This window comes from Pseudarthrobacter sp. NamE5 (assembly GCF_005796225.1).
GTDB lineage: Bacteria > Actinomycetota > Actinomycetes > Actinomycetales > Micrococcaceae > Arthrobacter.
Genome location: NZ_VAHO01000001.1, coordinates 270318 through 290505 on the forward strand (window position 1 = coordinate 270318; position 20188 = coordinate 290505).

Sequence of the window (20188 nt, forward strand, 5' to 3'; positions counted from 1 at the left end):
CATGACAGAATCCAAGAGCGCCCTGGTGGTGCGCGGCGGCTGGGACGGACACCAGCCAGTCGAAGCCACTGAAGAGTTCATCCCCTACCTCAAGGAGCAGGGCTACGAGGTCAGGGTGGAGGAATCCCCCAAAATCTACGCCGACGCTGACTACATGGCCGGGGTGGACCTGATCATGCAGTGCATGACCATGAGCACCATTGAAAAGGACGAGTTCGCCGGGCTGCGGGCTGCCGTGGAAAACGGCACCGGCCTGGCCGGGTGGCACGGCGGCATTGCCGACTCCTACCGCAACACCTCCGACTACCTGCACCTGATTGGTGGCCAGTTCGCCTGCCACCCGGGCAAGCACCCGGACGAGTGCACCGGCGAGCAGTCGGACAACTACGTGCCCTACACGGTGAACATGCTGCCGGCAGCGGCCGAGCACCCCATCACCAAGGGCATCGAGGACTTTGACCTGGTGACCGAGCAGTACTGGGTCCTCTCCGACGACTACATCGACGTCCTGGCCACCACCACCCAGAAGGTCCGGGAGTGGGACCCCTGGAACCGCGAGGTCACCTCCCCCGCCATCTGGACCCGGCAGTGGGGCAAGGGCCGCATCTTCGTGGCCACCCCCGGCCACAGGGTCGAAATCCTCCAGGACCGGAACGTCCGCACCATCATTGAAAGGGGCCTGCTGTGGGCAAGCCGTTGAAAGTAGGAATCATTGGTTGCGGCGCCATCATCGCGCAGTACCTTGCCAACTTCCGGAAGCTCAATGACGTCGATCTCGTGGCGGTCGCGGACCTGGATCCGGCACGCGCCCACGCCGTGGCGGAGCAGTACGAGGGCGTCCGTGCCGTGTCCGTGGACGACCTCCTGGCCGCGGACGACGTCGAACTGGTCCTGAACCTGACCATCCCGGCGGCGCACGCCGAGGTGGCGCTGAAGGCGATCGCGGCGGGCAAGAGCGTGTACGGCGAGAAGCCTCTCGCCGCCACCACTGAGGAGGCGCGGCAGGTGCTGGACGCAGCGCGGGAGGCGGGCGTCGTCGTCGGCTGCGCTCCTGACACGGTCCTTGGCACCGGCATCCAGACGGCACGCAAGGCGATCGACGACGGGCTCATCGGCGCACCGGTCTCTGCGAGCGCCACCATGGTGACCCCCGGCCACGAGCGCTGGCACCCGAACCCGGATTTCTACTACCAGCCCGGCGGCGGACCCTTGCTGGACATGGGCCCGTACTACGTGACCGCCCTGGTGACCCTGCTGGGGCCGGTGGTCTCGGTGGTGGGCGCCGCGAGCCACACCCGCAATGAGCGGACCATCGGCTCCGGCCCGCGGCAGGGTGAAAAGATCCCCGTGACCATCGATTCCCATGTCACCGGTGTCCTGACCCATGCCTCCGGCGCGCTGTCCACCCTGTTCATGAGCTTCGACGCCGTAAAGTCCAAGTCGCCGAACATCGAGATCCACGGTGAGCGCGGATCGCTGGTGGTTCCGGATCCCAACCACTTTGACGGTGAGGTGGAGCTGTTCTCGCTGGGTGCCGATGCGTGGGAGACCCTTCCGGTGTCGGCCGGGTACGTTGATGCGGGACGCGGGTTCGGCATTGCGGATCTTGCCGCAACCGCGCCTGGGGCGGAACCCCGCGCCGGCGGTGCCCTCGCCTACCACGCCCTGGAGGTCATGGAGTCGGTGCTCGAATCAGCGCACAGCGGTGCGGCCGTCCGCATCAACAGCACGGTGGAGCGGCCGGTAAGCGTGGAACTGACCGTCCTAACAGAGGACGTGGACGCGCTGCAGGCCCAGGAAGCTTCCTAGTCATGGCCTACACAGCGGACAACTGGCCCATCGCCGCGGCCATGCTGCCGTTCCCTGCTACCGGCACCGGAGGAGTCAACGCCAATGACGCGGATGCGGGCGTCTGGGCTGAAGCATTCAGGGAGGTGAAGGACGCCGGGTTTGCCAACGCGGACCTGACGGACAGCTGGGTCCGCCCCGGAGACCTCGGCCGGGAGCGCCTGGCCGAGTTCAAGCAGACAGCGGCGGACGCGGGCGTCGGCCTCCCCGCCATCTCCGCCATCCGGCGCAGCGTCATCGAGGAAGGCAACTGGGAAGCCAACCTGGCTTACAGCCACCGCACTATCGACGCCGCCGCGGAACTGGGCTGCGAGGTGGTCTCGGTCGGACTCCACCAAGCCATCACCCCGGAACAGCAGCAGCAGCTGTGGTTCTGGACGGTGGAAGGCCACAAGGACCCGGCGGGAGACAGGGAAACCTGGGGCAACGCCGTCGTCCGCCTCCGGGAACTGGGCCGGCACGCGGCCGAGGTGGGTGTCCTGCTCTCGCTCGAGATGTACGAGGACACATACCTCGGCACAGCGGACTCCTCCGTGCGCCTCGTCCAGGACATCGGGCTGGCGAACGTGGGCCTCAACCCGGACCTGGGCAACCTGGTCCGGCTGCACCGGCCGGTTGAGGACTGGCGGGAGCTGGTGGCCAAAACGCTGCCCTACGCCAACTACTGGCACATGAAGAACTACTACCGCGACGAGGACGTTGCCCGCGGAACGTACGTGACCATGCCGGCTCCGATGGAAAGCGGTCTCATCAACTACCGCGAGGCCTTCAAGGTCGCCCTGTCCGTCGGCTTCCAGGGCATCCTCTGCACCGAACACTACGGCGGGGACGGCCTGAGCGTGTCAGCCGGCAACCAGGAATACCTGCGCCGGCATGTCCTTCCCAAGCGGGACGGCTATGCACTCGGCGGGAGCCAGGTGTCACAGGGGCGGCAGCAGCCGACGGCGGACCTCGCCAAGGTGTAGGCCTTACCTGCACGCAGCACCGCCTTTCCAGCAAGGATTCATTGAGGGAACCATGACGCAGATTTACGACAACCCCGCCGACTTTGTGGACGAGGCGCTGACCGGTTTCGTCGCCGCCAACCGCGCCTACGTGGCCCGCGTGGACGGAGGCGTGGTCCGCTCCACCGAGATGCCCACGGGCCAGGTGGCCGTGGTGGTGGGCGGCGGCTCCGGCCACTACCCCGCCTTCGCCGGACTGGTGGGGCCGGGCCTGGCCGCAGGCGCGGTGTGCGGGAACATCTTCACCTCGCCGTCGGCAGGCCAGGTATACCGCGTGGCCAAGGCCGCGAACGCCGGCGGCGGTGTGCTGCTGAGTTACGGGAACTACGCCGGGGACGTGATCCACTTCGGCGAGGCGCAGCAGCGGCTCAATGCGGAGGGCATCGAGACCCGCACCGTCCTGGCCACGGATGACATCGCCAGCGCCCCGATCGACCAGATCGACAAACGCCGCGGTATTGCCGGCGACCTGACAGTGTTCAAGGTCGCCGGTGCCGCTGCGGAAGCGGGACTCGACCTGGACGCCGTCGAGCAGCTCGCCCTCCGCGCCAACCACCGCACCCGTACCCTCGGCGTGGCCTTTGACGGCTGCACCCTGCCGGGGGCTGCAGAACCGCTGTTCCACGTGCCCGCCGGGCAGATGTCACTGGGGCTCGGCATCCACGGCGAACCCGGGATCTCGGAACACCCCTTCCCCACGGCCTCCGAACTCGCGGAACTGCTCGTCTCCCGGCTGCTCAAGGACAAGCCCGACGACGCAGGCGACCGGGTGGTGGCCATCCTTAACGGCCTTGGCAGGGTCAAGTACGAGGAGCTGTTCCTGCTCTACGGCAAGATCGAAAAGCTCCTCACGGCCGCCGGGCTGACCATCGTGGAGCCGGAATGCGGCGAACTGGTAACCAGCCTGGACATGTCCGGGCTGTCCCTCACGCTGCTCTGGCTGGACGATGATCTGGAGCGCTACTGGTCCGCCCCAGCTGACACCCCCGGATACCGCAAGGGCAGCATGGCTCCGCGGGAGCGACGGGAACGGCGGGAAACGGCCGGGCCAGCGCACCCTGCGGCCGTGGAAACGGAAGAGACGACGGTGGCAGCGGCTGAGCTGGGCAGGCTTGCAGCCGCCCTGCTCGCGCAGGTGCGGGACGCCGTCGCGGACCATGAATCGGAACTGGGCAGGCTTGATGCCATCGCCGGCGACGGCGACCACGGCATCGGCATGCGCCGCGGCGCCGAGGCGGCGGCCGCTGCGGCCCGGGACGTCTCGGTCGCCGGCGCATCGGTACAGCGGGTCCTCACCGCCGCTGGAGAAGCTTGGAGCGAACGCGCCGGCGGAACTTCCGGGGCGCTGTGGGGCTCTGCCCTGCAGGCCGCCGGAAGGACCTTCGGCAACAAGGCCTCCTACCGGCGCCAGGACGCGGACGTCGTCGTGACCGCCTTCACCGACGCCGTCACCGCCCTGGGCAAGGCCGTCCCCGGGGACAAAACAATGGTGGACGCATTGCTGCCCTTCCGCGGCGCCTTCCAGTCGGCGTTCAACGGCGGCGCTCCCGTTGCTTCCGCCCTGGCCGCCGGGGCGGCAGCCGCGCGTGCCGCCGCCGACTCCACCGCCTCACTCCGCCCGCGGCTGGGCAGGGCCCGCCCGCTGGCCGAAAAGAGCCTGGGCCACCCCGACCCCGGCGCGGTGTCCTTCGCCCTCATTGCGGGCAGGGTCGCCGACTGCCTCGGAGCTTTTGATTCTTCCCTTGATGGTTCCCGGTCGGCCTCGGTGGCCGGAGATGGAGCAAACGCATGAGTACGGACCAGCAGGCAGCGGCAGGATGGCGCATTGTCATCGGCAACGATGAGGCCGGCGTCGAATACAAGGAAGCGTTGAAGGCGCTGCTGGAGTCGGACAGCCGCGTCGCATCCGTTGTGGATGTGGGCGTCGGTGCTGACGACCCCACGGCCTACCCGCACGTTGCCGTAAATGCCGCCCGCAAAGTTGCTGGCGGCGAAGCGGACCGCGCGCTGCTGATCTGCGGAACAGGACTGGGCGTGGCCATTGCGGCGAACAAGGTGCCGGGCGTCCGTGCCGTCACCGCCCATGACGCCTACTCCGTTGAGCGCTCGGTGCTGAGCAACAACGCGCAGGTGCTCACCATGGGCCAGCGCGTCATCGGCCTTGAGCTGGCCAAGAAACTCGTGGGCGACTGGCTCGGCTACCGCTTCGACGAATCCTCCCCCTCCGCCGCCAAGGTGGACGCCATCTGCTCCTATGAGCCCGAATCCCCGAAGGCAGTCTGACCATGACCGAACCAGCCACCAACACCACCACGCCGGGCGGCACCGCCAGGCGCATTGCCATTGTCGGCTCCGGGTACATGGGCGGCGGAATCGCCCAGGTCCTCGCCCTGGGCGGCGCCCGCGTGGCACTGTCCGATGTGTCCGCCGAGGTGGCACAGGACAACTACGACAGGCTCCTGCGGGAGTCCGATCAGTTCGTGGCGGACGGCCTCTTTCCTGCCGGCGCCACGGAAACCCTGAAGCAGAACCTGTGGGCCGCGAAGGACATCGAGGAGGCAGTGGCGGACGCGGACTTCATCGAGGAAGCCGTCCCCGAAGTCATCGCCATCAAGCACCAGACCCTCGCGCGGATCAGCGGGGCAGCGCGGCCGGATGCCATCATCGGCTCCAACACGTCCACCATCTCCATCGCGGAGTTGTCCGTGCCGGTCGCGCAGCCGGAACGGTTCCTCGGAGTGCACTTCTCCAATCCGTCACCCTTCATCCCGGGCGTGGAAATCATCCCGCATGCCGGTACCTCTGCAGCCACCGTGGCCGCTGTCCGGGAGCTGGTGCATGCGGCCGGCAAGCAAACCGCCGTGGTTAAGGACGTCACCGGTTTCGTGCTGAACCGCCTGCAGTACGCCCTGTTCCACGAGGCAGCGCAGCTGGTGGAGCAGGGCATTGCTACGGCGGATGACGTCGACACCCTGGTCCGAACCACCTTCGGCTTCCGGCTGCCGTTCTTCGGCCCCTTTGCCATCGCGGACATGGCCGGCCTGGACGTGTACAGCTTCTGCTACCAGTCACTGCAACAGGATTTCCCGGACCGGTTCGCCACCCCGAAAATCCTTTCCGACCTGGTGGACGCCGGGAAGCTGGGCACCAAGACCGGGGCAGGGTTCCTCAACGTCCCGGCGGAGCGCATCCCTGAACTGATCGCCTACCGGAACAGGGCGTACGTGGCCATGCAGAAACTGCTGGAGGACCTCGGGCCTGCCCCGCTTGCCTGACAGCCTCTCCTAGTGGTGCAGCTGCATCCGCTGGAGGACGGTGGCTGAAATTTCCTCAACCGACATCGACGCCGAGTTCACGTAGGGCACATTGTTGGCCCGGTACATGTCCTCGGCGTTGCGCAACTCGAAGCTGCATTGGTTCAGCGATGCGTAGGCGCTGCCAGGACGGCGTTCCTGGCGGATCTGGCTGAGCCGGACAGGCTGGGACGTAAGCCCGAAGCATTTGTTGGCGAAGGGCAGCAGGGGTTGTGGCAGGGACAGGCTGGCGAAGTCTTCCTCCACCAGGGGGAAATTCGCGGCGAGGATGCCGTGCTGCAGCGCCAGGTACATGGTGGTGGGGGTTTTGCCGCAGCGCGACGGGGCGATGAGGATCAGTTCAGCGCGCTCCAGCGCACGCAGCGACTGGCCGTCGTCGTGCTCGATGGCATACTCGACGGCGGCCATCCGCGACTGGTAGCGGACGGCGTCGCCCACTCCGTGGGCCTGGCCAGGCTGGCCGCTGGCGGAGGAGCCCAAGGCATCTTCCAGCTGGCCGAGGTGGGCGCCGATCAGGTCGAAAAAGTGGCCTCGACTGCGGGCCAGGACGGAGCGGACGTCCTGGCTGACGGCGGTCGAAAAGACGATCGGCCGAGGCCCGGCCGCGGCGAGCTGGTTGATGACCGCCACCACCTCCTGGGCCTGCTCCACGGTGGTGATGAACGGGATGGTCCGGCGCTCCAGGGGCTGGCCGGGGAACTGGGTGAGCAACGTGTTGCCGAGCGTTTCGGCCGTGATGCCGGTGCTGTCCGAGAGAAAGAACACCGTGGGGGCGGACGGGTTTCCCGCCCCCACGGTGTTCTTTTGGCTTTCGGTCATTCAGACGGCGGAACGGTTGCTGGAGCGGGTGCTTGTGCGCGCCAGGCGGAGCCAGGTTTCGGTGACGGCGTCCGGGTTAAGCGAGATGGAGCTGATGCCCTGCTCCAGCAGCCACTCGGCGAAGTCCGGGTGGTCGCTGGGGCCTTGGCCGCAGATACCCACGTACCTGCCCTTGGCGCGGCAGGCGGCGATGGCCATTTCGAGGAGCCTGGTGACGGCGGGGTTGCGTTCATCGAACCCTTCGGCCACCAGGGCCGAGTCACGGTCCAGTCCCAGGGTGAGCTGGGTCAGGTCGTTGGAGCCGATGGAGAAGCCGTCGAAGTACTCCAGGAACTCGTCGGCGAGCAGGGCGTTGGCGGGCAGTTCGCACATCATCACGATTTCCAGCCCGTTTTCACCCCGGCTCAGCCCATTGGCAGCAAGGAGCTCGGTGACGCCGCGGGCCTCGTCCAGGGTGCGGACGAACGGAACCATGATCTTGATGTTGGTCAGGCCCATCTCGTTGCGGACATATTTCAGGGCTTCGCACTCGAGTTCGAAGGCCTTGCGGAATGATTCCGAGAGGTACCGGGACGCGCCCCGGTACCCGATCATCGGGTTCTCCTCGGAGGGCTCGAAGGCGGGACCGCCCACCAGGTTGGCGTACTCGTTTGACTTGAAGTCCGAGAGCCGGATGATCACCGGTTCCGGCGCGAACGCCGCGGCGATGGTGGAAATGCCCTCCGCGAGGCGCTTGACGTAGTAGTCCCGCGGGCCGTCGTAGGCAGCGGTCTTTTCCCGGATCTGCCGAATTGTGTAGTCGGACAGCGAGTCCGGCCGCTCGATCTCTCCCGCCACGGCCAGCAGGGCGTTGGGGTGGATGCCGATCTGCCGGTTGATGATGAATTCGAGCCGGGCCAGGCCGACGCCGTGGTTCGGAAGCTTGGCGAAGCTGAAGGCCTGCTCGGGGGTGCCGACGTTCATCATGATCTTGACCGGCGCCGGCGGCATGGTGTCCAGGCTGGTTTCCTGCAGCGTGTAGTCGAGCAGTCCTTCGTAGACGAAGCCGGCCTCACCCTCGGCGCAGGAGACGGTGACGGGTGCGCCGTCGGCCAGGACCCGGGAGGCGTTGCCGGTACCGACGACGGCCGGGATACCAAGTTCGCGCGCAATGATGGCTGCGTGGCAGGTGCGCCCGCCGCGGTCCGTGACGATCGCGGCAGCCTTCTTCATGATCGGTTCCCAGTCGGGGTCGGTCATGTTCGCCACCAGGACGTCACCCGTCTGAAAGGAGGCCATCTGGTCGATGGAGGTGAGCACCCGCACCTGGCCGGCGCCGATGCGCTGGCCGATGGCCCGGCCCTCGGCCAGGACAGCGGAGTGTTCGGTGAGGGTGTAGCGGGAGATGGTGCCGGAGGCCTTGCGGGATTCGACGGTCTCGGGCCGGGCCTGGAGGATGTACAGCTCCCCGTCCACCCCGTCCTTGCCCCACTCGATGTCCATCGGGCGGCCGTAGTGCGCCTCGATGGCGAGCGCGTGCCGGGCCAACTGCTCCACCTCTTCATCCGTGAGGCTGAAGCGGCGGCGCTGGTCCGGCTGTACGGGCACGAAGTCCACGGTCTTTCCGAACTCCTCGGACTCCGTGTAGATCATCTGGACGGCCTTTTCGCCCAGGCCGCGCTTGAGCACGGCCGGCCGGCCGGCTGCGAGCGCCGGCTTGTGCACGTAGAACTCGTCAGGGTTCACGGCGCCCTGGACGACGGCCTCACCGAGGCCGTAGGAGGAGGTGATGAAGACCGCGTCGGTGAAGCCCGTCTCGGTGTCCATGGTGAACATCACGCCGGATGCGCCGACGTCGGAGCGGACCATGCGCTGCACGCCCGCCGAGAGTGCCACTTCCGAGTGGATGAACCCGTGGTGTACGCGGTACGCAATGGCGCGGTCGTTGTAGAGCGAGGCGAAGACGTCCTTGATGGCGAACAGGACGTTGTCCACGCCCCGGATGTTTAGGAAGGTCTCCTGCTGCCCGGCGAAGGAAGCATCGGGCAGGTCCTCCGCCGTGGCGCTGGAGCGCACCGCCCAGGACACGTCTCCTCCGTGCTTGCCCGTCAGCCGGTGGTAGGCGGCACGGATCTGCTCCTCGAAACCAGGAGCGAAAGGGGTGCTGCGGATTAGGTCGCGGATCTGCTTTCCGGCCAGGGTCAACGCGGCCACATCGCCGCTGTCCAGGCCCTCCAGGATGTCCTCGATCCGGCTGTCCAGCCCGGATTCGGCCAGGAAACGCCGGTAGGCGTCAACCGTGGTAGCGAAACCGTCCGGAACCTTGACCCCTGCCGAGGCAAGGTTCCGGACCATCTCTCCGAGCGAGGCGTTCTTGCCGCCGACTTGGTCGAGATCGGACAGGCCAAGGTCAGAAAACCAAAGAACGTCAGTCATAGGTGGTGCTCCTTCGTTGGGCACGCGCCGACAAGCGCTAAAAATGAGGTGATGCAAGGGTTGTCGGAAGAGCCGCACGGAAGCAACCGGATGTGATGCGGGACACATTTGGTTCGAGTAATGAAAAGTCACTTTGGTGGTGCCCAAGGAGAGCGAGGGGCGCGAAACCCTCCCATTTTGGCGTAGCGCAGGTACTGTCCGGTTGGGCTTAAAGCCTGTTCCAGAACATCGGGCTTATTTGCCGAGATGGGGTGTGCCGCGGGTGTCGAGGTAGTGCAAAATCGCCCGGGCCGTTTCCTCCGGAGCGCTGACGTGGGGGCAGTGCCCGGTGGCCTGCAACTGCACCAGGGTGCTGTGTTCCAGATTCTGGTGCAGGTAGGCGCCCACCTCAGGCGGAGCAAGCCGATCGTCGGAGCACTGCAGAATCAGGCACTTGGTGCGCAACTTTTCCAGTTCAGGGCGGGTGTCGGAAAAGAAAGTCACCCCAGCGAAGTGCCGTGCGATGGACGGATTTGTCCGGCAGAAGCTAAGACGCAGGTCCTCCGCCAGTTCCGGCTCCTGCGGGTTGCCCATGACCAAGGGCGCCAGGGCCGCGGCCCAGGCGAAATAGTTACTGTCCAGGGCTGCCAGCAGACCCTCGATGTCTTCCCGCGAAAACCCGCCCACGTAGCCGTCGTACGGGTCATCGGTATGACGGGGTGAAGGAGCAAGCAGGACAAGGTGGGAGAAACGGTTGGGGTCCTGCACTGCGGCGATCACGGCGATCATTGTGCTGACGCTGTGGCCAACAAGGATGACGTCCTCAAGTTCAAGGGCTGCGCAAATTTCCAGCAGGTCCGACGCGTACCCATCCAGGGACCCGTATTTCTCCCAGTCATAGGCGCTGATGTCGGAGTGTCCCGCACCAACATGATCAAAAAGCACCAGCCGGTAATCATCAACAAAATATGGCAGCAGCTTCCGCCACATGGCCTGATCGCAGCCAAAACCGTGGGCAAACATCATCACAGGCCCACCATCCCGGCCGAGTATGGTGACATTGTTCCGGCGGCCGATCACCGCAGCAACTGCTTTAATCACGTTCTCACTGGCCCTCGCGTAGGGTGGCGTCCTCTCCCAGACTATCCACGGGAAATAGAGAATCCTAGGGATCCTCCCACTATGACCTTGAAGGCGACGCCGATTCAGCCCATTACATGGGATGGAGCGCCGAAGAACCTTTACATGTCATGGCCCGAAAAGATGGGCTGGGTTTACAACTACCCCAACCCTTCGTTGCCCCTAGGATGAGCCTCATGAGTTCTGATGATGAGAAGGATCCTCCTGTACCCGCCAATGTGGTCGGTGCTCCAAAGCGCGTCCACCGCGATCGCGTTAGGTACGAGTACGACCGGTCCGACCACGAGGCCCCTGCAGAGGCGCCCAACGGCTAAGACAGACAAGCCGATCCGCCTTGAGGCCAGCGCTCCAAAAATGGGCGCCGGAGCTCGCGGCAGTTGTGTCCGAAAATATTTATTTTTTTGTAGTCGTTGTCGATCCGGTGCTTGCCCGTTCGACGCCATAGTAGAAGGACGCATTAGGCGTTCTCATCAAAAGGAGAAGAACCGTGAAGTTCATGCTGATTATGCGCGCTACGGCAGAGGCCAAGAAGGCCTACGAAGCTGCGGACATCGAACAGATCATCAATGCCATGGGCGCCTATAACGAATCGCTCATGAAGGCCGGGGTGCTGCTGGCCGGTGAGGGGCTCGCCGATGACATGAGCGACGCGTTCGTTGTCGACTTTTCCGCGGAGGAGCCCATCGTTACCGACGGCCCGTACGGGGAAACCCATGAACTGTTCAACGGGTTCTGGATCATCCAGACCGCCAGCAAGGAAGAAGCGGTCCAGTGGGCAAGCCGCTGCCCCCTGGGCCCGGGAAGCAAACTCGAAGTCCGCCGCGTGACCGATATGAGTGACTTTGAAGACTTCGCCGACAACGAGTTCCTCCAAAAGGAAGCCGGCTGGCGCGAGGAACTCAACCAGCCCTAGCGATATGGTTGACAAGCACCTCGCCGCCGTGCCGGCGATCCAGCGAACCCTGGACGCCGTGTGGCGGATCGAAAGCGCGCGGATCATCGCAACGCTTGCCAAAGTGACCGGCGACGTGGGTTTGGCGGAAGATCTCGCCCAGGAAGCCCTGATCGATGCCCTCACGCAATGGCCCGAGTCAGGCGTCCCGAATAATCCGGGCGCCTGGCTCACGGCCGTGGCGAAACGCAAGGCCATCGACGCCTGGCGCCGCCGCGAGCGGCTCGACGAACGCTACCGCGCGATGGCCCACGACCTCACGGAAATGACCGAGGACCAGTGGCAGCCGATCCCCGACGACGTGCTTCGGCTCATCTTCACCGCCTGCCACCCCGTGCTCTCGCGCGAGGGCCAGGTCGCGTTGACGCTGCGAACCGTCGGTGGCCTGACCAGCGAGGAAATCGCACGCATGCTGCTCGTTCCCGTCGCCACCGTCCAGCAGCGCATCGTCCGGGCAAAGAAGACTCTCTCGGCCGCCCGCGTACCCTTCGAACCCCCCGAACCAAACGAGTGGAACGGGCGGCTGAACGCGGTACTGGCGGTGCTGTACCTCATCTTCACCGAAGGCTACGCCGCCACAACCGGAGAACGGTGGATCCGCACAGACATCGCCAACGAAGCCCTGCGCCTGGCCCGGGTGCTCGCCGGCCTGCTCCCCCGGGAGCCCGAAGTCCATGGACTCGTCGCACTCATGGAATTCCAGGCATCCCGGTTCCCAGCGCGCGTGAACCACGACGGCAGCCCGGTCCTGCTCGCCGACCAGGATAGATCACGCTGGGACAGGACACAAATCGGCCGTGGCCTGACGGCACTGGCACGTACCGACGCCCTGGGCCGCGGACGGGGAAACTACACCCTGCAGGCTGCCATCGCCCAATGCCATGCCACCGCCCCCAGTTTCGAAGATACCGACTGGCACAAAATTGTCCTGCTCTACGAGGCCCTCGGACGCCTCGCACCCAACCCCATCGTCGAACTCAACCACGCCGTAGCGGTCTCCATGGCCACCGGACCCGCCGCCGCCCTGAAAATCGTGGACCGCCTCGTCGCCGGGGGCGCCCTCCGCCGCTCACACCTGCTGCCCAGCATCCGCGGTGAACTGCTCTCCAAGCTCGGAAGAACCGCCGAAGCTAAGAAAGATCTGCAGCAGGCAGCCGCTCTAACCACCAACGAACAACAAAAAGCCGTCCTCCTCGCCAAAGCAGCCACACTCTGAGACTTTCCGACGGGACGGGAAAAGCCCGCAATCGCTCACGCAGTGTCCCGCCGAACGGTGGAGCGGGCAGGCAGGCGTTGCCAGGGCCGCCACGCGGCAAAAAAACTTGAGCCCATCTTGAGACTTTGTTCCCTTCGTGGTCTTTAGGATCAGGACAGTGCCGACCGGCGCTGAACGGGCGGCTGCTGGGGCAGCCTTTGACGATTGCGGGGACCGATCGCCGTGTTCAAACTGATGAAGCTCCTTACTGTCACCATGACCGTCGCTCTCGGACTGATATTCGCTGGACTGCAGCCAGTACTGGCAGCACCGGCCGCGAGTATCTCCCTCAGCCCGGCCAGCGGACCCGCCGGATCTGCAGTGACGGTGAGCGGCACCGGTTTCAAGGCCTCCGTGTCCGGAACTGTCGCTGCTGGCCCGACGGCCTTCACTTTCCGGACCACGGCGACTGGGGCGTTCAGCACCTCGATCACCATCCCGTCGTCCGCTGCCGGGACTGTCACCGTCACGGCCAAAACCTCATCCGTCAAAGCCTCTTCGGTGTTCACCGTGATGCAGGCCGCTCCAGAGCTGCCGCCGGTCAGCACGGCCGCCTTGCGGTTCGGGGTTGGGGTTCCGGGTGGGCCCTTGGCAGCCGGGGAACTGGACGAGGTCTCACGGCTGGCGGGTGAGAGCCCGTCCAGTGTTTTGTTTTACAAGGATTTCCTGCAGGTGCCCCCGATTGCTGAAATGAATGCTGCGCGGGCGCGCGGTGCTGTTCCGCTGGTGACCTGGGAGCCGTGGGCCTGGGGAGGAGGGGTGGACCAGCCCGTTTATGCGCTGGACCGCATAGCTGCCGGGGACTTCGACGCCCACCTCAGCCGGTGGGGACAGGCGCTGGCTGCCTGGGGTTATCCGGTCCAGCTGCGGTTCGCGCATGAGATGAACGGCGACTGGTACCCCTGGGCTGAGGGGGTCAACGGCAATGGTGCCGGCGACTACGTGCAGGCGTGGCGGCACGTGCATGACGTTGTGGCCGCCGCCGGGGCGTCCAACGTGTCGTGGGTGTGGAGCCCGAACGTTCCCTATTGGGGATCCACCGACCTGGCCGGGCTGTACCCGGGGGCCGGTTACGTCGATGTTGTGGCGCTTGACGGGTACAACTGGGGCACGTCCGCTTCGTGGAGCGGGTGGATTTCGCCGCAGGATCTCTTCGCACCGGGAATCGCCGAACTGCGGTCGTTGGCCCCGGGGCTTCCGATCCTCATCGCCGAAACGTCTTCCAGTGAGCTGGGCGGCTCCAAGGCTGCCTGGAACAGCGATCTGGTCTCCTACCTGGCGGCGCAACCGGACGTGGTCGGTTTCGTCTGGTTCCACATTCGAAAGGAAGCAGACTGGCGCATCAACAGCAGTGACGCCTCGGCGGCCGCCTTCAAATCTGCTTTGGCGGCACGCCGGGCGTCATAGACCGTCAGGCGGTTACGGCCGGGCTGCCGGGTTGCGGCGGACCAGGGCGATCAGGGCCGCGCCGATCAGCATGATGCCCAGCGCGGTCAATAGCCCTGCACCAACGTTCAGCCCGGTGTAGGCCAGGGCGGCGCCGGAAGCGGGGAGGGTGGTGTTCATTCCATACATCGTTAGTTGATTTCCTCTGCTGTGTATTGGGCTTCCCAGCGGTCGATCCGCCGCCGGGTGATCTTGGTGGTCAGGACTGCGCACCAGGAGGCCATGAACCACCCGGAGCGAAGCCACATGAACAGTTCCTGCGGGAAGAAGGAGGCGGCAATGACGATGTCCTTCCAGTCGCGGTGGGGTATCCGCAGCGCGCGCTTGATGTCCAGCGCGACGAACAGAATTGGCACCAGCCACCAGAACAGGACGACATGGAACACTCCCAGGGACACGGAGAGGATCATGACGCCGATCCACAGCAGCTTCAGGAAGACACCGAGCAGGCCCATCGCCTGCTGGGCCCAGTCCCGGAGTGTCAGCCGGTTCACCCCCAGGTCCAGCAGGTCCTCCACGGTGCCAACCTGCCATTTCATCCGCTGTCCCCAGAGGGCCTTGAGTGTTTTCATCGAATCGGTGTAGGCACGCACGTCGGGCGAGACCTGGCAGATGAAGCCGAGTTCCCGGATCCGGTACGTCAGTTCGAAGTCTTCAACCTGGGAGGTGTAAACCCACGGGCCTTCCCTGTCGTCCCGTGCAGCCACTTGGCGGAGAACGGCGTTGTTGATGGCGCAGCCAGTCCCGGCCAGCACGCTCGTCCTTCCCCGGCGCAGCGCAGTGTCCGTCCAGGTAGCGAACTCAGCTTTTTGAAGCCGGCTCAGCAGCCCGGGGTCCTGCATGGTGAACTTCGACGACGAGCCCCCCAGAAGCGCGCCCGCTTCGCCACTGAATTCGCTTTCCCATGCTGCCAGCGCATTGGGCGGCAGCACGGTGTCCGCATCAAGGCATACCACTACGTCCGCGTCATGGGCGTATGCCGCCCATGCACGGTTCAGCGCCTCGGACTTGCGGTGTTCCAGACGGGGCAGCTCCATCACCGTCACCGGATATGCGCGGGCAACCGCAGCCGTTGAGTCCGTGCAGCCATTGGGAACAACGACGACCAGGTCCGCGGGCCGGCTCTGGTGCATCAGCCCATCCAGTGTCGCCCCTATCGAGGCGGCCTCGTTATAAGCCGGAACCAGCACCACCACACGCAGGCTCGCGCAGTCAGGGCCCCCCGCCGGTCCTGCGGCCGAATACGTCAGTTTGCCGCAGTCGGCAGGGGCGCCGTGGCGGACCTTCTCTTCAACCGCCGAGGGCAAAGCAACGGACACGGGAGCCTCCTTCTGGATTTCGAAAGCCCAGCGGGCCTTCGAAATCCAGCTAATAACCCTTGTCTCAGAATTCGCCCCTTGGCGGCATCAAGGTTCAGTCAATCACCGCAATTCCTGATCAACGGCCCTTGATCATTTATTGAGCTGAATAAAAAAATCAATCAAACACGCATTGGCGCGTGACGGTTCTCACTAATTTGTAGGTTCTCGGCGAATTGGTTCAGGCAGGAAAGCTGCCTTGTTGTTGTGGCGAGAAGGCGCTGACCAGCATCGTTACCTGTCCGGGTGAGGTTGCCATGGTGTACGTAATCGGCGGGGGCCAAATTCGCATAAGGGCATTTGCCCTCTTTGCCTGCGCCGCCAAAGAGATAGGAACCGTTTATGCCGCCAGCGGAGTTCAGCCAAATAACGCCACCGGGTTTGCATCCGTCCCGGAGTGTCAGGTGCTGCTCATTTTGAGGAACTCTTGCGGGTATTTGTGGCACTTCTTGAGTGACGCTCTGCAGTATGTATATCTGCCAGGAAGAGCCGTTGACTAACCCGCTAGTCCAACTCGGTTCTGGCAGCCATTGAATAAACAGGTCCAGGGCATCAGCTCGAAACCACCAGTCCGGAAGCTCCCCGTGCTCGCTCAGCGGAAGCACCGTTCACCTGCAGGAAAGGTCCGTGCTGCCCCTCATGACACCGGGTGCTCCCAGAGAACGGGAAAAGCCAACAGCTTTGGGAACAATGCCCCTATCCAAGGCAGCCCCAACCACTGTGATCGAGCTTCAAAGCATTAGGGAACTGACCGATGAAACGGACAGTCCTGACATCGCCCTGCAGTTCCTAATTGAGTATCTGAATATGCTGCCACGCAGGCTTCAGCGAATCCTGCATGGGCTGCGCGGGAGCGACAGCGAAGCCTCAATGGACGCCCTCAGGAGCCTCAAGATCACTTCCGCCATGGCCGGGACACATGCTATTGAGGCTGAATGCCGCGCCCTTGAAGCGCTGGTCCGGGCGGGAAACTTCGACGCTGCCAACCACGAGGCAGCAACCCTGAGCGCCAGCGTGCTCGACTTGTTCGAGGGCCGGGACCAGGTGTATGAACACGCCCGGCAAGACCTGCTGCAAGTAGAAGACACAGCAAGCTGACCTCCGTGTGCTGGCAGGCTTCTCGCCCGACATTGCCCTGTGGCCTCGCTAACCGAAACCGGCACCCCGGTCAGAGACTTCTAACCAGGACGAAAGCTCCATCCTTGCAGCTCACCGCCTACATCATCAGGAAGCTCGGCGGTCAGTCCGCGGGGAAGCTGACCGCGACCGTGGTTCCCCCGCCAGGAGTTTCTGAAAGCGTGAGCTCCCCGCCGTGGGCCTTGGCAATGCTGCTGCATGTGGCAAGGCCCAGGCCTGTGCCGGCGCCGTCGCCTTCACGGTGAAGCCGAACGAGGGGTTCCAGTACTTTTGCCCGGTCTTCGGCTGCAATACCCTTGCCGTTGTCCGCTACAAAAACAGAAGCGCCGTGATAGTTGGAGGCTCCGCTGATACGGATTCGAAGGTCGCGGTTAGGGCTGCGGTAGTTCATCGCATTGGACAGCAGATTCTGCAGCAAGGTCCGCAGCTGGCCCTTGTCCGCGTAAACACGCAGGTCCTGCACCTCCACCATGTTCTCTTCGTTGATGCCCAGGTCCCACATCGCCTCATCGACAGCAGTCCGGAGAGACACGTACTCCGGCTGGATGCCGCCACCGACACGGGAGTAGCTCAAAACGTCTTCGAGCATCCCGAGCATGCGCCGCCCGCACGCGTCGATCTTGTCCAGGTCATCGGCGGCACCGGGGACAGCCTGGATGTTGGGGTCGTCCTGCAGCATCTCCAGATAGCCCAGCATTGTGGTCAACGGAGTCCGCAGGTCATGACTGACTCGGCCGGCGAACCCAGCGAGCCGGGCGTTGCTTTCCGTCAGCTCGGCATAGGCCCGGTCCAGCTGGGCCGTCCGGTGCTGCAGCTCCAACAGCTCCACTACCTGTTTGGCGAGGACTTCCAACATGTCCACCTGCCCCGGGCTCAGCTCATGGGCAGCTTCCGAGAAGACACACAACGTGCCCGGCACGAATCCGGATTCCGTCTCCAAGGGAATTGAGGCGTAGAAACGGACTCTGCCGATCTCACCGGTGACAAAAGGACTGTCCGCAAAACGGGGATCGCGGGAAGCGTCCGGAACTACGGTCTTCTCACGGGACAGGAAGACTTTGGCGCACATCGAATCCTCGCGGGAGCACACTCCGGGGTCCACGCCCCACGCCCCGATCTGATGCTGGTGCCCGGCACTGATGATGTTCACCACGCCAAACGGTGCGTCGGACAACTGGGTCGCCAGCCGCACCAGGTTCTGCAGCCCATTCATCACTGCCGCGTTGGGCAACAACGGTGAATCCAGGGATGGGTCCAGCCCGTACTCCAGCAACTCAAGGTCGCGATCGATGTCATTGCTGAAAGCCAGCCGTCCAGCTGCACCTGCCATTAGAAAACCCCCAGTCCACTATCCGCCCCCCCGCGAAGCATACCCGCCCGCACTTCCAGTACGTAGCGGCCGTGCCGGGCCAGCTCAGGATCAACCTATTCACCACTCACCACTCACCACTCACCACTGTCAGGCAACCTTCACTGGGACCGGCTCTCCAGTCGTCAGGGCCGCCCGCACAAGTGGAAAGCGACGCGCGGATAGATATCGGTTGGAGGCATGCACAAGTAGCACCGTCTGACGTAGTCAATCGGTCCATTGAGCCGGATGGCGTCGTGGCGTCTTATTGCTTATGACGCCTCCGATGCCGTCGCATAACCGTGGAAGGAAACTCAGTGACCTGGAAACCCGAAAATCACAAGCCGGTACTCTGGCACGACGCCGAAGTGGGTGAAAAGGTTTCCTTGACCCGAGCTGGCCGCACGGAATATACGGGGGTGGTTGATGCTAAAACCGCAGAAGGAGAGGTGGTCTGGGTCCACAATCCCGTAGGCGGTCGCCGACTCTTCCATATCCGGGACGGCTTTGACCTAAAGCTGAATGCTGACTGAGGAAGAGGGGTAGCTCCACCGCCTCCCCGGGCGGCGGAGTTGTGCAACAGACCAGGACCCTAAGTCCCCGTGACGTTGAACAGCGTCTGTAACATGCAGCGGCCTCAGCGCAACGTTTTGCCATGGCACGGGGAGCTTCAGATACCCAGGTTGGTCATCCTTTCGGTGTGGCATGTAGTAGGTCGAAGGAGACCTGTTCGCCGTCCTTTGTTCCGGGACCACGAGGTCGTCCCGGAACCTCATCTCATAAAGCTACTTTGCTGCTGGCCATTGCCCCTGGTCATGCCGGGCGCATGCAACTATGGGACATGATCGACGAGAGGCTCCGAGCGAGGCCCGGAGTTGTGGGACGCTATTCGGAAATTACAGGCTGAAGTGGACTGTGTGCCTGACCCGGGCGGGCCACTCGGTAACAATATTGACGCGCTCAACGCTTGGGCAGCCACCCATCCAGAGGTAGACCCCAGCGAAATGCGCGCAATAACCTATCCGCCGATTGGGGATCACCGGTAGCGGCCGCCCTATTTCGACCATGTAGGGCTGGATGATGTCGTGTATGGACGGAGAATAGTGGCGGTTGGACGATCGCGCTCGGCGGGTGCCTCGCCTAATTGACCGCAACCCCTGGATGCGCCCCAGGAGCCGACTCTCCTGGGGCGCTGCACAAAGCCGAAACCGCAGACCAACGGGCATGGTACCCCTATTCGTCCTTCCAGCCGGGGCCGAGCATCCATCGGCACGGGAACCTGCCACCGGTCGCCCGTTCCCAGCCACTCCAGGACCAAGGATCAGGACGGAAGCCGATCCGCCGTACCCGAGTGTCTGCACCCTGCCGGCTCCGACGCCGAGCGGGAGCCGGTCTGTGAAGGTTTGTCCGCGAATCTCCAATCGGATAGAAGCCGCAAAGCCTGAGGCGCGAGTAGGATCTGGAAATGGCAAAAAAATCCAGATCCGCGTTACTACCTTTGCTCGCCCTCGCAGTGCTGGCAGTCCTGGGCGGCCTCGTCTTCCAGAAGGTTAAGGCAGGTCGCGCCGATGTGTCGGGCAACGCCGCCCCGCCGCTGGATGACAAGGCCAAGGAATACATCGAAGAGGTCGTCGCAACGCCCCGCCCGCCGGCGACCGAGTTGTAATAGCACTCCTCTCCAGGGCCTCTCCCCGAGCCTGAACCGAGAGTCGATGTTGACGTTATGTATGGCTAGGGTCTTCGTATCTTCTCATCAGGTGCATCAAGTGCGGGGCGTAGCCATCAGGAACTACGCCCTGCATCCGCTCAGAGAACGTCCTCCTGCACCGCAGGATCCTTCACCAGGTCAGGGTGCCAAGGAGGATGGCGACGGGCGGTCACCGGTGCCTGGTCTGGCGCTGAAGCGGGCAGAGTTCTACTCACAAGTAATGAAGCTTCGACGTAGGTTTAGCGAAGGATTCAGTGGGATGACCCGCGCTTCCCCGCCCGAGCTTTACCCCCAACCGTCCGGAACGCAGCCCGATGCCGCGCTGCCGTTCAGTCGGCACGCACAGGGCCGTCGCATCAGCCGTACCCGGAGGAGACCTTAGGGCGGTGACGACGACGACTCGAACTTCCGATTCAGAATTGCCGCTCCGGACGGAACAGTGATGGCAACGTCACGGCCGTTCCC

Annotated in this window: 19 protein-coding genes; 13 read left to right on the forward strand and 6 right to left on the reverse strand. The window is 64.3% G+C overall.

Annotated elements, in window-relative coordinates:
• Nucleotide 1 precedes the first annotated feature (1 nt).
• Genes FDW84_RS02465 through FDW84_RS02490 form a run of 6 tightly spaced genes read left to right on the forward strand, consistent with a single transcriptional unit; the run spans nucleotide 2 to nucleotide 6127 of the window.
• Nucleotides 2-700, forward strand: a complete 699-nt coding sequence (locus FDW84_RS02465) for a ThuA domain-containing protein (RefSeq protein ID WP_138606216.1) — start codon at nucleotides 2-4, stop codon at nucleotides 698-700.
• Complete coding sequence (locus FDW84_RS02470; RefSeq protein WP_138606218.1) at nucleotides 685-1809, forward strand: Gfo/Idh/MocA family protein; 1125 nt, start codon at nucleotides 685-687, stop codon at nucleotides 1807-1809. Before FDW84_RS02465 ends, FDW84_RS02470 begins: the two co-directional genes overlap by 16 nt.
• A gap of 2 nt (nucleotides 1810-1811) precedes the next feature.
• Nucleotides 1812-2813: a sugar phosphate isomerase/epimerase family protein gene (locus FDW84_RS02475; RefSeq protein WP_138606220.1), complete on the forward strand. Its 1002-nt coding sequence runs from the start codon at nucleotides 1812-1814 to the stop codon at nucleotides 2811-2813.
• Nucleotides 2814-2865: 52 nt separating this feature from the next.
• The gene (locus tag FDW84_RS02480) at nucleotides 2866-4644 is read left to right on the forward strand and encodes a dihydroxyacetone kinase family protein (RefSeq protein WP_138606222.1); all 1779 of its coding nucleotides are present in this window, start codon (nucleotides 2866-2868) and stop codon (nucleotides 4642-4644) included.
• On the forward strand, nucleotides 4641-5135 hold the full coding sequence (locus tag FDW84_RS02485) for a ribose-5-phosphate isomerase (protein ID WP_138606224.1): 495 nt from the start codon (nucleotides 4641-4643) through the stop codon (nucleotides 5133-5135). Before FDW84_RS02480 ends, FDW84_RS02485 begins: the two co-directional genes overlap by 4 nt.
• 2 nt (nucleotides 5136-5137) lie before the next feature.
• Nucleotides 5138-6127 carry a 3-hydroxyacyl-CoA dehydrogenase family protein gene (locus tag FDW84_RS02490; RefSeq protein WP_138606226.1) on the forward strand — a complete coding sequence of 330 codons (990 nt, stop codon included), beginning with the start codon at nucleotides 5138-5140 and terminating at the stop codon, nucleotides 6125-6127.
• Between the two features lie 9 nt (nucleotides 6128-6136).
• Here FDW84_RS02490 and FDW84_RS02495 read toward each other — a convergent pair whose 3' ends face one another.
• From FDW84_RS02495 to FDW84_RS02505, 3 genes are all read right to left on the reverse strand, one after another.
• Nucleotides 6137-6985 (reverse strand): pyruvate, water dikinase regulatory protein, encoded by an 849-nt coding sequence (locus tag FDW84_RS02495; protein ID WP_138606228.1) that lies wholly within the window; start codon nucleotides 6983-6985, stop codon nucleotides 6137-6139.
• Nucleotides 6986-9400 (reverse strand): phosphoenolpyruvate synthase, encoded by a 2415-nt coding sequence (gene ppsA / locus FDW84_RS02500; RefSeq protein WP_138606230.1) that lies wholly within the window; start codon nucleotides 9398-9400, stop codon nucleotides 6986-6988. It abuts the gene before it with no gap.
• Between the two features lie 234 nt (nucleotides 9401-9634).
• Nucleotides 9635-10480, reverse strand: a complete 846-nt coding sequence (locus tag FDW84_RS02505) for an alpha/beta fold hydrolase (protein ID WP_138606232.1) — start codon at nucleotides 10478-10480, stop codon at nucleotides 9635-9637.
• 215 nt (nucleotides 10481-10695) lie between these two features.
• On the opposite strand from FDW84_RS02505, the gene FDW84_RS19155 reads away from it, so the two are divergent.
• From FDW84_RS19155 to FDW84_RS02520, 4 genes are all read left to right on the forward strand, one after another.
• Nucleotides 10696-10833, forward strand: a complete 138-nt coding sequence (locus FDW84_RS19155) for a hypothetical protein (RefSeq protein WP_171046614.1) — start codon at nucleotides 10696-10698, stop codon at nucleotides 10831-10833.
• Between the two features lie 173 nt (nucleotides 10834-11006).
• Nucleotides 11007-11432 carry a YciI family protein gene (locus FDW84_RS02510; protein WP_138606234.1) on the forward strand — a complete coding sequence of 142 codons (426 nt, stop codon included), beginning with the start codon at nucleotides 11007-11009 and terminating at the stop codon, nucleotides 11430-11432.
• A gap of 4 nt (nucleotides 11433-11436) precedes the next feature.
• Entirely contained in the window at nucleotides 11437-12687 is a 1251-nt protein-coding gene (locus tag FDW84_RS02515; protein WP_138606236.1) for an RNA polymerase sigma factor, read from the forward strand.
• A 234-nt stretch (nucleotides 12688-12921) separates the two neighbouring features.
• Nucleotides 12922-14133: a glycosyl hydrolase gene (locus FDW84_RS02520; protein ID WP_138606238.1), complete on the forward strand. Its 1212-nt coding sequence runs from the start codon at nucleotides 12922-12924 to the stop codon at nucleotides 14131-14133.
• Between the two features lie 12 nt (nucleotides 14134-14145).
• Here the strand turns inward: FDW84_RS02520 and FDW84_RS19160 are convergent, their stop codons facing one another.
• Both FDW84_RS19160 and FDW84_RS02525 read right to left on the reverse strand, forming a co-directional pair.
• The gene (locus FDW84_RS19160; RefSeq protein ID WP_171046615.1) at nucleotides 14146-14292 is read right to left on the reverse strand and encodes a hypothetical protein; all 147 of its coding nucleotides are present in this window, start codon (nucleotides 14290-14292) and stop codon (nucleotides 14146-14148) included.
• 11 nt (nucleotides 14293-14303) lie between these two features.
• Nucleotides 14304-15491 carry a glycosyltransferase family 2 protein gene (locus tag FDW84_RS02525; RefSeq protein WP_171046616.1) on the reverse strand — a complete coding sequence of 396 codons (1188 nt, stop codon included), beginning with the start codon at nucleotides 15489-15491 and terminating at the stop codon, nucleotides 14304-14306.
• A 729-nt stretch (nucleotides 15492-16220) separates the two neighbouring features.
• On the opposite strand from FDW84_RS02525, the gene FDW84_RS02530 reads away from it, so the two are divergent.
• Nucleotides 16221-16628: an Hpt domain-containing protein gene (locus FDW84_RS02530; RefSeq protein WP_171046618.1), complete on the forward strand. Its 408-nt coding sequence runs from the start codon at nucleotides 16221-16223 to the stop codon at nucleotides 16626-16628.
• 142 nt (nucleotides 16629-16770) lie between these two features.
• On the opposite strand, the gene FDW84_RS02535 is transcribed toward FDW84_RS02530, so the two are convergent.
• Complete coding sequence (locus FDW84_RS02535) at nucleotides 16771-17997, reverse strand: sensor histidine kinase (RefSeq protein WP_138606244.1); 1227 nt, start codon at nucleotides 17995-17997, stop codon at nucleotides 16771-16773.
• A gap of 335 nt (nucleotides 17998-18332) precedes the next feature.
• Between FDW84_RS02535 and FDW84_RS02540 the strand changes: the two genes are divergently transcribed.
• Both FDW84_RS02540 and FDW84_RS02545 read left to right on the forward strand, forming a co-directional pair.
• The gene (locus tag FDW84_RS02540) at nucleotides 18333-18548 is read left to right on the forward strand and encodes a hypothetical protein (RefSeq protein WP_138606246.1); all 216 of its coding nucleotides are present in this window, start codon (nucleotides 18333-18335) and stop codon (nucleotides 18546-18548) included.
• 932 nt (nucleotides 18549-19480) lie between these two features.
• A complete protein-coding gene (locus FDW84_RS02545; protein ID WP_138606248.1) occupies nucleotides 19481-19681 on the forward strand; it encodes a hypothetical protein in 201 nt (66 codons plus the stop codon).
• Nucleotides 19682-20188 lie beyond the last annotated feature (507 nt).

Excerpts from the sequence above, each read along its gene's own strand:
- FDW84_RS02465 (WP_138606216.1), top strand. The coding sequence starts at position 2 with ATGACAGAATCCAAGAGCGCCCTGGTGGTGCGCGGCGGCTGGGACGGA.
- FDW84_RS02475 (WP_138606220.1), top strand. The coding sequence starts at position 1,812 with ATGGCCTACACAGCGGACAACTGGCCCATCGCCGCGGCCATGCTGCCG.
- FDW84_RS02480 (WP_138606222.1), top strand. The coding sequence starts at position 2,866 with ATGACGCAGATTTACGACAACCCCGCCGACTTTGTGGACGAGGCGCTG.
- FDW84_RS02485 (WP_138606224.1), top strand. The coding sequence starts at position 4,641 with ATGAGTACGGACCAGCAGGCAGCGGCAGGATGGCGCATTGTCATCGGC.
- FDW84_RS02490 (WP_138606226.1), top strand. The coding sequence starts at position 5,138 with ATGACCGAACCAGCCACCAACACCACCACGCCGGGCGGCACCGCCAGG.
- FDW84_RS02495 (WP_138606228.1), bottom strand. The coding sequence starts at position 6,985 with ATGACCGAAAGCCAAAAGAACACCGTGGGGGCGGGAAACCCGTCCGCC.
- ppsA (WP_138606230.1), bottom strand. The coding sequence starts at position 9,400 with ATGACTGACGTTCTTTGGTTTTCTGACCTTGGCCTGTCCGATCTCGAC.
- FDW84_RS19155 (WP_171046614.1), top strand. The coding sequence starts at position 10,696 with ATGAGTTCTGATGATGAGAAGGATCCTCCTGTACCCGCCAATGTGGTC.
- FDW84_RS02515 (WP_138606236.1), top strand. The coding sequence starts at position 11,437 with ATGGTTGACAAGCACCTCGCCGCCGTGCCGGCGATCCAGCGAACCCTG.
- FDW84_RS02520 (WP_138606238.1), top strand. The coding sequence starts at position 12,922 with ATGAAGCTCCTTACTGTCACCATGACCGTCGCTCTCGGACTGATATTC.
- FDW84_RS19160 (WP_171046615.1), bottom strand. The coding sequence starts at position 14,292 with ATGAACACCACCCTCCCCGCTTCCGGCGCCGCCCTGGCCTACACCGGG.
- FDW84_RS02530 (WP_171046618.1), top strand. The coding sequence starts at position 16,221 with ATGCCCCTATCCAAGGCAGCCCCAACCACTGTGATCGAGCTTCAAAGC.
- FDW84_RS02535 (WP_138606244.1), bottom strand. The coding sequence starts at position 17,997 with ATGGCAGGTGCAGCTGGACGGCTGGCTTTCAGCAATGACATCGATCGC.
- FDW84_RS02545 (WP_138606248.1), top strand. The coding sequence starts at position 19,481 with ATGGCAAAAAAATCCAGATCCGCGTTACTACCTTTGCTCGCCCTCGCA.